Source organism: Alcanivorax sp. (assembly GCF_017794965.1).
Taxonomy (GTDB): domain Bacteria; phylum Pseudomonadota; class Gammaproteobacteria; order Pseudomonadales; family Alcanivoracaceae; genus Alcanivorax.
Map to the genome: position 1 here is coordinate 508,597 of NZ_CP051240.1, position 13,841 is coordinate 522,437.

Annotated in this window: 14 protein-coding genes; 5 read left to right on the forward strand and 9 right to left on the reverse strand. The window is 58.9% G+C overall.

Annotated features, from left to right (window positions below; translation table 11 throughout):
• Nucleotides 1-33 precede the first annotated feature (33 nt).
• The 5 genes from ribE to HF945_RS02305 all read left to right on the forward strand — a co-directional run bounded on the left by ribE (nucleotide 34) and on the right by HF945_RS02305 (nucleotide 4,231).
• On the forward strand, nucleotides 34-504 hold the full coding sequence (ribE, locus tag HF945_RS02285; protein ID WP_290524156.1) for a 6,7-dimethyl-8-ribityllumazine synthase: 471 nt from the start codon (nucleotides 34-36) through the stop codon (nucleotides 502-504).
• 86 nt (nucleotides 505-590) lie between these two features.
• Nucleotides 591-1,043: a transcription antitermination factor NusB gene (gene nusB, locus HF945_RS02290; RefSeq protein ID WP_290524157.1), complete on the forward strand. Its 453-nt coding sequence runs from the start codon at nucleotides 591-593 to the stop codon at nucleotides 1,041-1,043.
• Nucleotides 1,044-1,233: 190 nt separating this feature from the next.
• Nucleotides 1,234-2,190, forward strand: a complete 957-nt coding sequence (gene thiL, locus HF945_RS02295; protein ID WP_290524158.1) for a thiamine-phosphate kinase — start codon at nucleotides 1,234-1,236, stop codon at nucleotides 2,188-2,190.
• A 110-nt stretch (nucleotides 2,191-2,300) separates the two neighbouring features.
• Nucleotides 2,301-2,792, forward strand: a complete 492-nt coding sequence (locus HF945_RS02300; RefSeq protein ID WP_290524159.1) for a phosphatidylglycerophosphatase A — start codon at nucleotides 2,301-2,303, stop codon at nucleotides 2,790-2,792.
• A 200-nt stretch (nucleotides 2,793-2,992) separates the two neighbouring features.
• A complete protein-coding gene (locus HF945_RS02305) occupies nucleotides 2,993-4,231 on the forward strand; it encodes a diguanylate cyclase (protein WP_290524160.1) in 1,239 nt (412 codons plus the stop codon).
• 281 nt (nucleotides 4,232-4,512) lie between these two features.
• Here HF945_RS02305 and dxs read toward each other — a convergent pair whose 3' ends face one another.
• From dxs to HF945_RS02350, 9 genes are all read right to left on the reverse strand, one after another.
• Nucleotides 4,513-6,432 carry a 1-deoxy-D-xylulose-5-phosphate synthase gene (dxs, locus tag HF945_RS02310; RefSeq protein WP_290524161.1) on the reverse strand — a complete coding sequence of 640 codons (1,920 nt, stop codon included), beginning with the start codon at nucleotides 6,430-6,432 and terminating at the stop codon, nucleotides 4,513-4,515.
• 73 nt (nucleotides 6,433-6,505) lie between these two features.
• Complete coding sequence (locus tag HF945_RS02315) at nucleotides 6,506-7,402, reverse strand: farnesyl diphosphate synthase (RefSeq protein ID WP_290524162.1); 897 nt, start codon at nucleotides 7,400-7,402, stop codon at nucleotides 6,506-6,508.
• Entirely contained in the window at nucleotides 7,392-7,634 is a 243-nt protein-coding gene (gene xseB, locus HF945_RS02320) for an exodeoxyribonuclease VII small subunit (protein WP_290524163.1), read from the reverse strand. The genes HF945_RS02315 and xseB overlap by 11 nt, the downstream gene beginning before the upstream one ends.
• 545 nt (nucleotides 7,635-8,179) lie before the next feature.
• The gene (locus HF945_RS02325; RefSeq protein ID WP_290524164.1) at nucleotides 8,180-9,238 is read right to left on the reverse strand and encodes a porin; all 1,059 of its coding nucleotides are present in this window, start codon (nucleotides 9,236-9,238) and stop codon (nucleotides 8,180-8,182) included.
• A gap of 18 nt (nucleotides 9,239-9,256) precedes the next feature.
• Nucleotides 9,257-9,703: a universal stress protein gene (locus HF945_RS02330; protein ID WP_290524165.1), complete on the reverse strand. Its 447-nt coding sequence runs from the start codon at nucleotides 9,701-9,703 to the stop codon at nucleotides 9,257-9,259.
• A 29-nt stretch (nucleotides 9,704-9,732) separates the two neighbouring features.
• A complete protein-coding gene (locus HF945_RS02335) occupies nucleotides 9,733-11,016 on the reverse strand; it encodes a TRAP transporter large permease (protein ID WP_290524166.1) in 1,284 nt (427 codons plus the stop codon).
• A gap of 3 nt (nucleotides 11,017-11,019) precedes the next feature.
• Nucleotides 11,020-11,595 carry a TRAP transporter small permease gene (locus tag HF945_RS02340; protein WP_290524167.1) on the reverse strand — a complete coding sequence of 192 codons (576 nt, stop codon included), beginning with the start codon at nucleotides 11,593-11,595 and terminating at the stop codon, nucleotides 11,020-11,022.
• Between the two features lie 139 nt (nucleotides 11,596-11,734).
• Nucleotides 11,735-12,820, reverse strand: coding sequence for a TRAP transporter substrate-binding protein DctP (gene dctP / locus HF945_RS02345; RefSeq protein ID WP_290524168.1), 1,086 nt, complete (start codon nucleotides 12,818-12,820; stop codon nucleotides 11,735-11,737).
• Nucleotides 12,821-13,143: 323 nt separating this feature from the next.
• Complete coding sequence (locus HF945_RS02350) at nucleotides 13,144-13,560, reverse strand: thioesterase family protein (protein WP_290524169.1); 417 nt, start codon at nucleotides 13,558-13,560, stop codon at nucleotides 13,144-13,146.
• Nucleotides 13,561-13,841 lie beyond the last annotated feature (281 nt).

Genomic DNA, 13,841 nt, shown 5'->3' on the forward strand with positions numbered 1-13,841 from the left:
TGCCAGGCGTGACCAGCGATCAGGACAAGACACATGCACAACATCAACACTCTCGAAGGTTCCCTGAACAACGTTGGCGGCCGTTACGGTATCGTCGTGGCCCGTTTCAACAGCTTTGTTGTTGAAGCCTTGCTGGATGGCGCCGTGGATGCGCTGGTACGCCACGGTGTGAGCCGCGATGACATCGAAATCATTCGTGTGCCGGGCGCCTGGGAACTGCCGGTGGCGGTGAAGAAAGTGATCGAGAAGCGTGATTATGATGCAGTGATCACTCTGGGTGCCGTCATTCGTGGTGGCACGGCACACTTCGAATACGTGGCCGGCGAAGCCGCCAAGGGTCTGGCGGGCGTGCAGAATGCCACCGGTGTTCCCGTGATCTTCGGTGTACTCACCGTGGATACCATCGAGCAGGCCATCGAACGTTCCGGCACCAAGGCCGGCAACAAGGGCGCCGAAGCCGCCATGTGCGCGCTGGAAATGGTTTCCCTGTTTAAAGCGCTGTAATAAAGCCGGACGCCGGATGCACGATGTGGCCTCTTCCTGACAGGGAGAGGCCTTGCTAATTGCGGTAAACGCACCAAGAGATTGTTATGAGCCAAGCCACACCTGCTGCCCGTCGCAAGGCACGCCGTTTCACCCTTCAGGCGCTGTATCAGTGGCAGCTGGCCGGTGCCAGTGTCACCGATATTGAAGCCCAGTTCCTGGCGAATAATGATTTTGCCAAGACCGATCGGGAGTACTTTCACGATCTGCTCCACGGGGTGCCCGGCCAGGTGAAGGAACTGGACGAGCTGCTGACACCGTTTCTGGACCGTCGTGTGGAAGAGCTTTCCCAGGTGGAGAAAGCCATTCTGCGCATGGGCGCCTTCGAACTGAAGGAGCGTCTGGATGTGCCTTACCGGGTGGTGATCAATGAAGGGATCGAGTTGGCCAAGGTATTTGGTGCAGAGGAATCCTTCAAGTATGTGAATGGTGTGCTCGACAAGCTGGCGCGCAAGCTGCGTTATGAAGAGGCGTCGGAGCGTCCTTCCCGCGACGAGTGAGCGGTGCGGACGGCATAATGGTCAGACGTCTGACGTCCGAAGTCTGACGCTAAAAGCCTTGTGTGGTCCCCTGGCTTTTAGTCTCTTGCGTCCGACGTCCGACGTCCGACGTCCGACGTCCGACGTCCGACGTCCGACCTCAGACTCTCGACTCTGGCCATTGCCGGGCCGCCCACACTAGACTGATACCATGACCTCCTCCCCAGACAAACCGCTGGATGAGTTCTCCCTGATCCGGCGGTATTTTCATCATGATGCGCAGCTTGCCGGGCAAGACGATTCTGTCGTGATGGGCCCCGGTGACGATGCGGCCATTCTGACGCCTCCTGCTGGTCATCAACTGGTGATGACTCAGGATACCAGCCTGGAAGGGCGGCACTTTCCCGCCGACATGGCGGCGTCGGATGTGGGCTACCGCTGTCTGGCGGTCAACCTGTCCGACCTGGCGGCCATGGGGGCTGAACCGCTGTGGTTCCTGTTGTCCCTTACCCTGCCAGAGGTCAATGAAGACTGGCTGGCCGGTTTCTCCAGGGGCATGTTCGAACTCGCCGATGCTGCCGGCATTGCGCTGGTGGGGGGAGACATTACCCGCGGGCCGCTGGCCGTGTCGATCCAGGCGACCGGTGCAGTGCCTGCCGGGCTGGCGTTGCGCCGCAGTGGCGCGAAGAGCGGCGAGAGGATCTGTCTGGGTGGCGTGACTGGCGCCGGGTTGCATGGCTTGCACCTTTGGCAACAAGGGTGCCGTCATGGTCCGGCCATCGACCACTTCCGGCGCCCGCAGCCGCAACTCTCCCTGGGCTTGTCGCTTCGTGGTCTGGCCTCAGCCTGTATCGACATTTCCGATGGTGTGCTGGCGGATCTGAATCATGTACTGGAAGCCTCCGGTGGGCTTGGTGCCACGCTGGATGAGGCGGCTTTGCCGTTGGATGCTGCTATCCTGTGCGATTGTGATCATGAAGAGCAGCGGCGTTTGCAACTGCAGGGTGGCGACGATTATGTGCTGTTGTTCACCCTGCGAGACGGCGCGGCGGTGCCGGCGGGCTGTCATGTGATTGGCCGTGTCGATGCACAGCCGGGAGTCCGTTTGTACTCCCTGGCCGGAGAGTGTCGGCCGTTGTCCGCGACGGGCTGGCGGCACTTTGGTTAGAGCTGCTTGCACGCGACATGCAGCACCCAACAAGAGAAGCAACATGCAACACGCTTCATGCTTCACGCCAAAACCTAAAATCTAAACAAAAAACCAGACAGAGGACGCGCATGGAACTGAAACGGCCGCAGATGAAGAACCCGGTGCATTTTCTGGCCTTTGGTTTTGGTTCCGGGTTGGCGCCTGTGGCGCCGGGGACGTTCGGGACAGTGGCGGCCATGCCGATCTGGTGGCTGTGCGCCCAGCTGCCCATGTGGGGGTACCTGCTGGCGACGGCGCTGGTGATCCTGGTTGGTCCTTATCTGTGCGGCAAGACTTCCCACGACATGAATGTGCATGATCACCCTGGCATTGTCTGGGACGAAATTGCCGGCCTGCTGGTGACCATGATTGCGGTTCCCGTGACCCCCTGGGGGGCACTGGCCGGTTTTTTGGCATTCCGCTTCTTCGACATCATCAAGCCCTGGCCCATTGGTTGGCTGGACCGCCGGGTCGACGGCGGGCTGGGCATCATGGTGGATGATCTGCTGGCCGGGGTGTACGCAGCAGTAGTCATGCAGCTGTTGATTATTTACCTTCCTGCACAGTTTGCCGCTGCCTGAGGGCGTGTCAGGCTCCCGGGGCCTTTGCGCGGCCCGGTGCGAGTTCGTCTGCCGATGCAGACTCCGTCACTGTGAAAAACACTGCATTTTGTCATGATATCGTTCTGTCACTACCGTTCGGAGATCGGTATTGGCATGCCATTGAGGGACAAACTAGCCTGAACTGATGACGAATGTTCGGGCTGTGCAAGGGAATTGCCATGGCGGAGACTGATCCCCGCTCCAGGCGGGTTGTGGCACCGGGGGTGCGCTGGTTGCGTTTCCCGCGGCGCCTGGAGTCGGAATATCGTGAGTATCAGTGCCTGGAGGCCGTCGCCAGCTTCCGGGTGAACGCCTTTTATATTCTTGTTCTCTACATGATTCTGGTCAGCGGTATCTACGCGCTGGCGCCGGAAGCCGTCCGCGGCCTGTGGTTGGGCACCTATATCTGGGTGGGTATCATTGTCATGATAGCGGGGATCCTCGCCCAGTTCCGGTCCCTGGACCATTACTTTCCTGTCTATGCCGGTATCGGCAGTTTCCTTGCGGTCATGCTGTCCATGGCCATTCCCGGTTTCCTGGATGAGCCAGGTTCCGTGCAGTTGGCCAATGTCTCGGTGATTTACGCGCTGGTCATTGTCTATGCCATGGTGGGGCTGCGTTTCCCGGTAGCTACCCTGGCCTGCTGGGCCGGTGGGCTGCTGGGGTGGCTGATCGCGGAGCAGTTTGGCCGGGGGATCGACTGGCAAATCGCCCACCGCACCTATACCGGTATCAGTCTGTTGGGCATGTTTCTCTGTTATACCGAGGAAGTGCGTGGCCGTTTGCTGTTTTTCAACCAGCGGCAATTGCTGCGCCAGCAGCTGCGCACCCAGTCCCTGGCAGACCGTTTACACCGCCTGAGCCGGGAGGACAGCCTTACCGGGCTGGCCAACCGCCGCTATTTTGATGAGGCGCTGGACCGGGAGTGGCGCCGCTGCCAGCGTAGCCAGCAACCCCTCACCGTGATGCTGGTGGATGTGGACCGTTTCAAGGCCTACAACGATCACTATGGACATTTGCAGGGTGATGCCTGCTTGCGGTCACTGGCCGATGAACTGGGGCGCTACAGTCGCCGTGGTGGCGACCTGGTTGCCCGCTTTGGCGGTGAAGAATTCGTGCTGCTCTACCCCGGGGTGGATGAGACGGAGGCCGTTCGGCTGGCGTCACGTCTGTGCCGCTCCGTCCGGGCGCTGGGTATTCCCCATGCCCATAACCCGGCATCGGAAGAAGTGACTATCAGTGTGGGGGTGGCGGTGAAAGGACCCGGCGACAAGCTCAGTGCGCTCCAGCTGCTGGATGCGGCGGACCGGGCGCTCTATCAGGCCAAGCAGGGCGGCCGGGATAACTGGCGTCTGTATGAGCCGCCGCCGACGGTGCGGTTGGTCAGCGACAACGGACCGCGCAAGAAAGAGGATTAGGGAGCCCACTGCTGTCCCACAGTTTCATGAAGGCCCTGAGGAAGCGGAGGTGCTTCCTCTTGTGGGAGCTCTCTGTGCTCGTCAGGGTATGCTTGCAAGCGCATTGCCCTTGCCAGACCTACATTCTCCTGCAAGCAGTCTCCCACGAGACAGGCATCTGCGAGCGTCAAAATGCGGCGGTTAAATCCTGTTCACCTAAATAGAGAAACCCGCCGCCTTGCCAGCCTGGCGCCGTGAGGCGCCGCCGACGGATCATGATACGGGCAGAAAGGGTTGTCGCTTCAGTGTTCGCTGGCGTGGGCGAGCGGCTGTCGGCTGAGGCGCTCGCGGATGCGTCGCTCGATACTGTGTGCATCCAGCCCGGCTTCTGCCAGCAAGGTGTCACGCTTGCCGTGATGAATGAACTGATCCGGCAGGGCCAGGTTCATCACATCCATGACGATCCCTTCCTCGTTCAGTAGTTCGTTCACTGCGGAACCCGCGCCCCCCATCAATTGATGGTCTTCAAGTGTGGCGATCAGGCTGTGGCTGGCGGCGGCGTTGAGAATCGCGTCGCGGTCCAGCGGTTTCACCCAGCGCATGTCGATCACCGTGGCATTGAGAGCCTTGCCGGCCTCAAGAGCGGCGCCTGTGAGTGCGCCGAAGGCGAGAATGGCCACCTGTTTGCCTTCCAGCAGGGTGCGTGACTGGCCAATGGCCAGGGGTTCCAGCGGTTGCTGGATATCCACGCCCGGGCCGGTGCCACGGGGGTAACGGACCGCGGAAGGGCCGTGGTACTGGTAGGCACTGGTGAGCAGTTGGCGGCATTCATTTTCGTCGGAAGGCGCGGCGACGATCATGTTTGGCACGGTGCGCAGATAGGCCAGGTCAAAGACACCGCCATGGGTGGCGCCGTCTTCACCCACCAAGCCGGCGCGATCCAGGGCAAAGGTCACGTCCAGATCCTGCAGAGCCACATCGTGGATCAGTTGGTCATAGCCGCGCTGCAGGAAGGTGGAATAGATCGCTACCACCGGTTTCTGGTCTTCGCAGGCGAGTCCGCCGGCCAGGGTGACGGCATGCTGTTCGCAAATGGCCACGTCGTGGAAGCGGTCCGGGTACTGCTGGCTGAAGGCGACCATGCCGGACCCCTCGCACATGGCCGGGGTAATGCCCACCAGGCGCTTGTCCTGGGCTGCCATGTCGCACAGCCACTGGCCGAAAACGTCCTGATACTTGGGTGACTTGGCTTTGGTCGGCACGGCCACCTGGACCTTGGGCTTCGGCTCGATCTTGTTGATGGCGTGGTAACCTACCGGGTCGGCTTCTGCCGGGGCAAAGCCTTTGCCCTTGGTGGTGTAGACGTGCAGCAATTGCGGGCCTTCCAGGGCGCGCATGTTGCCCAGGGTGCGTACCAGCTCGTCGATGTTGTGGCCATCGATGGGGCCGATGTAATTGAAGCCAATGGCCTCGAACAGCATGTCCGGGCTCACCATGTTCTTCATGCTCTCTTCGGTGCGGCGGATGAAATCCCAGGCCGCCGGCATGGTAGAGAGTACCTTCTTGCCGCCTTCGCGCAGGGCAATATAGCTCTTGCTGGCCCAGATGCGGGCAAAGTAATTGGATAGCCCGCCCACGTTGTGGGAGATGGACATATTGTTATCGTTAAGGATCACCAGCAGGTTGGAGCGGGTGTGCGCCGCGTGGCTCATGGCCTCGAAGGCCTGGCCGGCGGTCATGGCGCCATCCCCGATAATCGCTACCGCCCGCCGGTCACTGCCGGCCATTTCTGCGCCCAGTGCCATGCCCAGAGCGGCACTGATGGAGGTGGAGGAGTGGCCCACACCAAAGGTGTCGTATTCGGACTCGCTGCGCTTGGGAAAACCGGACAGGCCATGCTGTTGGCGGATCGAGGTGATGCCCTCACGGCGGCCGGTCAGGATCTTGTGGGGATAGCACTGGTGGCCCACATCCCATACAAGGCGGTCGTCCGGCGTGTTGTAGAGGTAATGCAGCGCCACCGTCAGTTCGACAACGCCGAGCCCGGCGCCGAAATGGCCGCCGCACTGGCCGACTGCATACAGCAGGTACTCGCGCAGTTCATCCACCACCCGTCCCAGTTGGCTGGCAGGCAGCCGTCGCAATTCAGCGGGGCTGTTCAGTGTGTCCAGCAACGGCGTGGAGGGGCGCGTCAGCGGAATCTGCGTAAAAGTCTTGGGCATAGCGTTGGATTGCCTGGGTCGGTACTGGCTGCATGTCAACAGGGTTTAGTATACAGGCCCGGAGGGTGAGTCGTCAGTGATTGCGGGCAATGATGTATTGCGCCAGTTGTTGCAGGGGCGCGGCGCGGCTGCCATAGCCAGAGAGAACCTGTTGAGCCTGCTCGCAGAGCAAGCGGGCCCGTTCCCGGCTGGCATCCAGCCCCAGTAGCGAGGGGAAGGTGCTCTTGTTGAGCTTCTCATCCGAACCGGAGGGCTTGCCCAGTTGCTCGGTATCCATGGTCACATCGAGAATGTCGTCCTGGATCTGGAATGCCAGGCCAATGGCATCGCCGAACCGGGTCAGGTCCTCCAGCAGCACGGGCTGGTCGATTTCGGCGGCAAAATAGCCCAGCTGCAGGCTCACGGTGATCAGGCGGCCGGTCTTCAGGTAATGCATTTCTTCCAGTGCGGCCACGGTCTGTTGCTGGCCCTGGGCCAGCATGTCCTGCATCTGGCCTGCGGCCATACCGTCCACGCCTGCGGCGCAGGACAGTTGGCGGATCATGGCGATGCGGGTCTCGGCACGAAAATCCCCTTCGCTGGCGAGCAGCTCGAAGGCCCGGGTGTGCAGGGTGTCACCGGCGAGGATGGCCGTGGCCTCATCAAACGCCCTGTGACAGGTGGGTTGGCCGCGGCGCAGGTCATCGTCATCCATGGCCGGCAGATCATCGTGGACCAGGGAGTAGGCATGGATCAGTTCCACTGCACAGGCGGGGATGTCAGCCTGGCCGGGTGTGGCGCCGGCCAGTTCGGCGGCGCCATAGACCAGCAGTGGGCGAATGCGCTTGCCTCCGCTCAGCGCGGCATAGCGCATGGCCTCACTGAGGCGGCTGGCCGCACTGGTGGCGGGAATCAGCCGATCCAGACTGTCGTCCAGCCGGGTCAGGGAGGTGGTACGCAGGGTGTCCAGCGCCGGGAAACTACTGCTCATCATTGTCGCCGGTGAAAGGCTGGGGCTCGGCATCGCTGTTCTGCTCCAGCAGAATGCGGACTTTCTGCTCCGCTTGCTGCAAGGCCTGCTGGCAATCGCGGGACAGACGCACGCCCTCTTCAAAGGCTTTCAGGGACTCTTCCAGGGTCAATTCTCCGGATTCCATCCGTTCAACCAGGTTTTCCAGGTTGTCCAGTGCGGTTTCCAGGGCGGGCGGCGCCTTTTTGGCCATGGGAAGTCTCCGGGGCTGCGTTGGTGGCATTGGCTGGATTATACGGCGGCAACAGTAAATCAGCCTGAGGGGTGAATCAATCCGTTTATGGCCTGAAAATCACCGTTACATGACCCGGTTGGGGTGGGTTGGCAGTGTTGTAACCTATTGAAAGAGAGGCTTTTTTGTCCGGAACTTTGCCCGGCTGCGGATTGATTCCAAAAGGTTCTAAAGAAAGGGTTTCGGGGCGGGGCCGAGCCTGCTTATAGTGAAAGACCCGCCGGAAACCGCAGGGCGGCTTCTTCCTCTGATCTCCTAAGCTATGGCGTGAGCCCTGCGGCGCCGGCGGGGTTCTTGATTGGCGCTGGACGCCGGATGCTTGACGCCAGATGCAAACCAAACCCTGGAAACCTCTGACACTTCCGAATCCCGCTGTTCTGTTGATCAAATGGCATGTCTTTCAGTAGACGCCGCGCCCGGGGTTCGGACGCGGCGTCTTGGGTCAGTCTTACTGCACACCTTGGTGTCGCGTTGTTGCGTGCAGCGTGATGCGTGAAGCGTCTCTCTTAAAAATCATAGCGCAGACCCAGTGAGAAGGCCTGACCATCACTTTCCGCCAGATAGGGAGCCAGCGTGTCAAAACTGCGGCTATTGGGGGTATAAATCGCGTAGCTGAGCTCTTCATAGAAGTAGTCGGCGAACAGCTTCAGATTTTCGCTGTACTGATAGTCGAGACCGACCTGATAGGAGTCACCCTGATAGAAGGCGGCGGGATCATCGGTTTCCTCGCCATTGGCAAACATGGCTTTCACCGTGTACTTGTTCCAGCTGTAGGAACCATACAGGTTGTAGGTAACCGGATCCTCGTCCTGCAGACCATCAATGTTGGATTGCAGCTGCTCCACCTTGGCGGCAAAGCGCCATCCACCGATCACATAAGCCAGCGATGCCCCCGCCTGGTCGGCATTATCACCGGTTTCCTGCTCGGTATCCTGATAGGCCAGTCCCAGGGTCAGGTCGCCAATGGCCCAGCCAAGGGCGTACTGCCAGCTATCCAGGTAATTGGTACCGGCCTCATGGGTCATGTCCACGGCAGAGACGGTAGCCGTCAGCCCCCCGATGGTTGGGGTGGTGTAGGTGGCGGCATCCCGGCGGAAGGTGGCCTGGGTGGCAAAACCGGAATAGAACGAACTGAAATAATCCACCGGGTAGGCCACTGTATTGTAGTAGGCCAGCCATTGGGTACCCACACGCAGGGTGCCCAGATTGTCTGTGGTAGCGGTGATATCCGCCACCCGGGGTTTGTTGTTGCCCTTGTAGGATGCCTGGAAGAAGGACGGATCTTCCGCGCGGAGCAGTGCGGAATTGATGGGGAATTCTACAGTGGCGTTGAGATCTACCCAATCGAGATCATTATAGGCAGCCGTTACCCCCAGACGGGAATAGGCATCGCGCAGGGCGGTGTAAGAGTCATCTTCACCGGGTTTGGCATCATCCACAGACACCGCTTCGGTAGAAATTCGCAATGAGCCGTACGGGGTGACTTCCAGTGCGGCGGAAGCCGGCAATGCGGCAAGGCTGGCGAGGACTGCAGAAGACAGCCTCAAGGTACGTTGATAGTTCATTGTTTTCTCCCTCTGGTTTTAAACAATCAGCACCGGGCATTGCGCCAGACTGGCGACGCGCTGCGACACACTGCCAAGAAAGTAGCCGTCCACATCACTGCTGGTACCCCGGGCGCCCATGACAATCAGGTCAATACCGTTGTCCTTGGCAAAGCGAACAATGGCGCGTGACGGTCTGCCGCCCTTGACGAAGGCGCGCACCTTTTTTGCGCCCGCCTTGATGGCCATTTCCCTGGCATGTTCTGCAACTGTGGTGGCGTACTCCCGCAGGGCGTCGTCAGGCAGATCGACTTCCTCGGGACGCACCATGGACAGTGAGGCTTCGAAGAGGCTGTGGTGCTTGAACACGCACAGGAGAATCATTTCGGAGTCATCACTGTCATCCTGTTGCAGATGGGCAGCATGATCCAGCGCCACCAGCGACTGTTTGGAGCCGTCGATTGGAACCAGTATTTTCTTGTACATGCGAGCCTCCGTGCGCGAATGACAACCTCTTATTGGAAGAATACGTCCCGCAGGAACAGCGCAATCTGCGGGAAGAAAATGACGAGTAACGTAGCCGCCAACAGCATGATGACAAAGGGTGGTGTGCCCTTGATCACTTCCCAGTAGGGACGCTTGAAGATGGCAATGGCGGTGAAGATATCGCATCCGAATGGGGGCGTTGCCGACCCCACGGCCACCATCATGGTAATCAGGATGCCCACGTGTACCGGGTCCAGCCCGGTGGACGCTACCGCTGGCGCAAAGATCGGTGTCAGTACCAGGATTACGACAATGGGATCCACGAACATGCAGGCAATGAAGAAGGCAATGGCAATGGCCAGCAATACTCCATTGGGGCCAGCTTCATTGATGCCCAGGGAGCCCAGTACGGTTTGCGGAATCTGGGCAAAGGAAAGAATCCAGGAAAAGCCGTTGCCAACGGCAACGAGAATGAAGACCACCGCGGTGATCAAGCCGGTGGATTTGGCAATTTCGTAGATGTCTCTGGCTTTCAGTGAGCGGAAGATTACGAATTCCAGAATCACGGCATAGAGTACGCAAGCGGCTGCGGCTTCAGTGGGGCTGAAGATGCCGCCGTAAATCCCGCCCACAATGATGACGGGAAAACCCAGCGGCCAGAGCGCCTGGCGCACGGACCGGAAACGTTCTCCCCAGCTGGCCTTCGCCTCCGTGGGAACATCCATCCGGTATGCATAAATGATGCAGTAGATGGAGAACATGAAAAGGATCAACAGGCCCGGGCCAATGCCGGCGATGAACAGTTCGGCAATGGAGGTTCCTGAGATGACCCCATAGATAATCATGCCGATACTGGGGGGAATCAGGAAGGCAATGTCACTGGCGTTGATGATCAGGGCCAGGGTGAAGGAATCCTTGTAACCGGACTCCAGCATGCGCGGGCGCAATGGTGAGCCCACTGCGACCACGGTGGCCTGAGTCGAACCGGACACCGCGCCGAACAGGGTGCAGGAGGTGGCGGTGCTCACAGCCAGGCCGCCTTTGATATGGCCAATGAATGCCATCACCATGTTCACCAGCCGGTTGGCGGATTGTCCCCGGGTCATGATATCGGCAGCAAGGATAAACATGGGCACGGCAATCAGTGCGGTGGGGCGGATGCCTGCCAGCATTTGCTGGATGAAGAATTCCATACGGTCAAAACCGTCGAACATCATCACGAAGCCGACCACAGCGCCGAGAATCAACGGCACCTTCATGGGAAAGCCAAACAGCAGTAGCGCAAGCATCACCAAAAACATTATCCACGCCATGATTCAGACCTCCTTCTCTTTTTCTTCGTAGCCATCCAGCACAGAAGTGGAGAGGTACACATCACGGGAGACAATATTCTTGATGCCTGTCATCAGGTATTGAATGCCGGTCACTGCCAGCCCAACGGGCACCCAGAGATAAATGGTATAGATCGGGAAGCCCAGGGTGGGCAAAACGCGTCCGGTGCTGTAGACCGACTGGATATAAGTGACGGAAAACCAGCACAGGAAAAACATCACCGTCGCCGTCACGAAACTGATGATGACCATCATCACCCGGCGAACATGACTTGGGAAAACATCGTAAAGCGCAGACATGCGGATATGGCGGCCATGTCGTGCCGCGTAGCCGATACCGGCAAAGGTGATAAGTATGATCAGTATACGGTTCACTTCCTCGGAGAAATGCAGGCTTTCACCGAGAAGAAATCGGCCCACCACATTGGCAACCGTATTGACTGCCATCAGCAGAACGCCGAGGGCCAGAAAGAGTGACTCTATTCGGGCGATCCCGTTATCGATGGTGCCCAGGAAGCCAGGCAGGCTGGAGTCATGGTCAAGGGGCGCATCGTCGCTCATGGTCGTTTCCCTTTGTCAGCCGATACAGGATCCGGGTCCGATCTTCCTGACCGACCTCTGCTGAGCCGCCACGTACCCGGAAGCCCTTCCGGGCGCGAGGCGGATTGTCATGCCGGGGCGGGCCCCTTGCAGCGTTGTGTTACTCGGCGGCTTCGTCGTCGCCGGCGTCGCTGGTAACGGCCTGCAGGTCAGCCTTGAATTGTTCAAGCAGCTTTTCGCCGCGTTCACCGGTCATTTCAATGAACTTGGCTTCTACTTGCGGGGCGCGATCGCGAAACGCCTGGCGTTGCTCTTCATCCAGTCGGGTCACAGTGACTTCTTCGCTGTCCGCCATAATGGTGCCCAGTTTCTTTTCACCCAGACCTGGCACGTACTCGAAAATATGCTGGCGGGCGTGGGCGGTGGCATCTTTCACCAGTTGCTTGTTTTCTTCAGAGAGGCCGTTGTAGAAATCCTGGTTGGCCATCATGGCGGTCACAAACTGGCTGTGCCCGGTGAAGATCAGATTGGGGGACACTTCATAAAGACGTGCAGATTCGATCCAGAAGATCGGATTCTCCTGCCCCTGAATGATATTGGTCTGCAGGGCACCGTAGACTTCGCCCCAGGGAAGCGGGGTGGGCGTGGCACCAAAGGCACTGTAGGTCTCAGACAGCAACGGATTGGTCATCACCCGAATGTTCTTTCCCTTGAAGCCTTCCGGAGTTGTGACTTTTTCATCGGCCGTGACCACGACTTCACCTTCCGGGTACATGGCCAGCAGTTCCAGGCCCTGCTCGGCATAGAGTGCCGGGAACTCATCGTTGATGGCCTTGCTTTCCTTGAAGAAGGATACGATTTGCTGGCTGTCTACCGGCAGCAGGTAAGGGATGAAAAAGATTTGTGCTTCGGGGATCAGGGAGCCGGTGAAGCCGGGGGATTGATTGACGAACTGCAGGACGCCGGCCTGGGCCAGTTCCATGGCATCATCGGATTCGCCGATTTCACCATAGCGGTGAATCTTCAGGGTGTGAGGAGAATTCTCTTCGATGTATTCCTTGAATTTGTAGGCAAAGACATCCTGTACATCACCTTCGTATTCCTCGTGAGCATAACGCCAGGTCTGACCTTCTGGCTCAGCGCTGGCTGACTGGCTGGCGCTCTCACTATCGTTGTCGCTACATGCGGCCAGCGTGGTCATCATGACAGCCGCGACGATAGCACCGGGGAATGATCGAATGGTCATGGCAGTACCCTCTCATTGCCTGTTTTTCGTCAGATTTTTTATTCGAAACTCGTCCATTGTTTCGAATTAATGTGCTTTACCGTGTCAAATGAAAAGCGTGATTGCAAGGAACTGACGGCATTTATCCCGGTTATTTCCTTTATTTCGTCAATAGGTAGCTAAAAGTAGAAGGTCATTGCAGTGCGATAATTTGATAAAGGATCGCGGGTTGAACACCACTCGAGGGTGGCGTTTTCTGAACGGTGCACCGTGGGTGTGGGGGAACGTGATAGCGGACAATAAAGAGGAGAAGTGCGCAGAGAGGTCTTCGGTGCCATCCGCAATCATGCCGGTGGCTGTGCTGCCTGTGGTGTTTCTGTGTGTTGCTGGAGTTGTTGCCGCTGATTGTCGGTGATCGCCTGGCTCTTTCGTGTCACCGTGTTGAAGCTGACCAGTGCCGCCTTGCCCTCTGCCGTCAGTACCCCGTTCTGCCAGGCCCGTTGAATGACCTGCAATGAGCTGTTGCCAATGCGGCCAATGGTGGTGGTAATGGTGACCGGGCTGCCAAACATGGATTCAGCCTTGAAGGCGATCTCCATGTTGACCATGGCCAGACCATTGTCCGAACGGGTGGGGTCGGGTGTAAAAAGGGCAATCACCGGCTCCCGGGCTTCCAGGAACCAGACGGGTAAAACCGTATTGTTGATGTGCCCCAGTGCATCGGTTTCGCAAAAGCGGGGGCGGATGGTTGTCGTCCACATGCCAGAAAGTATGGCGCAATTCCGGGGAAGGGCAATGACCAAAAGCGACGAGCCACGGGCTACGCTTGACTGGATTAGGAAAGGCCAAAAGGTTCCCGGGGGTGGGCGGTTTCTTTAGTTGCCCGATTCGCCCAGGCAAGCTGGGCTCCTACAAAAAACACCCGGGGCCGCTGTAGGAGCCCAGCTTGCCTGGGCGATCCGAGCCTCGGCGAGGCAAGGATTCCAGAAACGCATTGAGGTAGGCCAAATTCTCTGCTTACTGGCCCGCACTTCACGTGCCG

Excerpts from the sequence above, each read along its gene's own strand:
- ribE (WP_290524156.1), top strand. The coding sequence starts at position 34 with ATGCACAACATCAACACTCTCGAAGGTTCCCTGAACAACGTTGGCGGC.
- nusB (WP_290524157.1), top strand. The coding sequence starts at position 591 with ATGAGCCAAGCCACACCTGCTGCCCGTCGCAAGGCACGCCGTTTCACC.
- thiL (WP_290524158.1), top strand. The coding sequence starts at position 1,234 with ATGACCTCCTCCCCAGACAAACCGCTGGATGAGTTCTCCCTGATCCGG.
- HF945_RS02300 (WP_290524159.1), top strand. The coding sequence starts at position 2,301 with ATGGAACTGAAACGGCCGCAGATGAAGAACCCGGTGCATTTTCTGGCC.
- HF945_RS02305 (WP_290524160.1), top strand. The coding sequence starts at position 2,993 with ATGGCGGAGACTGATCCCCGCTCCAGGCGGGTTGTGGCACCGGGGGTG.
- dxs (WP_290524161.1), bottom strand. The coding sequence starts at position 6,432 with ATGCCCAAGACTTTTACGCAGATTCCGCTGACGCGCCCCTCCACGCCG.
- HF945_RS02315 (WP_290524162.1), bottom strand. The coding sequence starts at position 7,402 with ATGAGCAGTAGTTTCCCGGCGCTGGACACCCTGCGTACCACCTCCCTG.
- xseB (WP_290524163.1), bottom strand. The coding sequence starts at position 7,634 with ATGGCCAAAAAGGCGCCGCCCGCCCTGGAAACCGCACTGGACAACCTG.
- HF945_RS02325 (WP_290524164.1), bottom strand. The coding sequence starts at position 9,238 with ATGAACTATCAACGTACCTTGAGGCTGTCTTCTGCAGTCCTCGCCAGC.
- HF945_RS02330 (WP_290524165.1), bottom strand. The coding sequence starts at position 9,703 with ATGTACAAGAAAATACTGGTTCCAATCGACGGCTCCAAACAGTCGCTG.
- HF945_RS02335 (WP_290524166.1), bottom strand. The coding sequence starts at position 11,016 with ATGGCGTGGATAATGTTTTTGGTGATGCTTGCGCTACTGCTGTTTGGC.
- HF945_RS02340 (WP_290524167.1), bottom strand. The coding sequence starts at position 11,595 with ATGAGCGACGATGCGCCCCTTGACCATGACTCCAGCCTGCCTGGCTTC.
- dctP (WP_290524168.1), bottom strand. The coding sequence starts at position 12,820 with ATGACCATTCGATCATTCCCCGGTGCTATCGTCGCGGCTGTCATGATG.
- HF945_RS02350 (WP_290524169.1), bottom strand. The coding sequence starts at position 13,560 with ATGTGGACGACAACCATCCGCCCCCGCTTTTGCGAAACCGATGCACTG.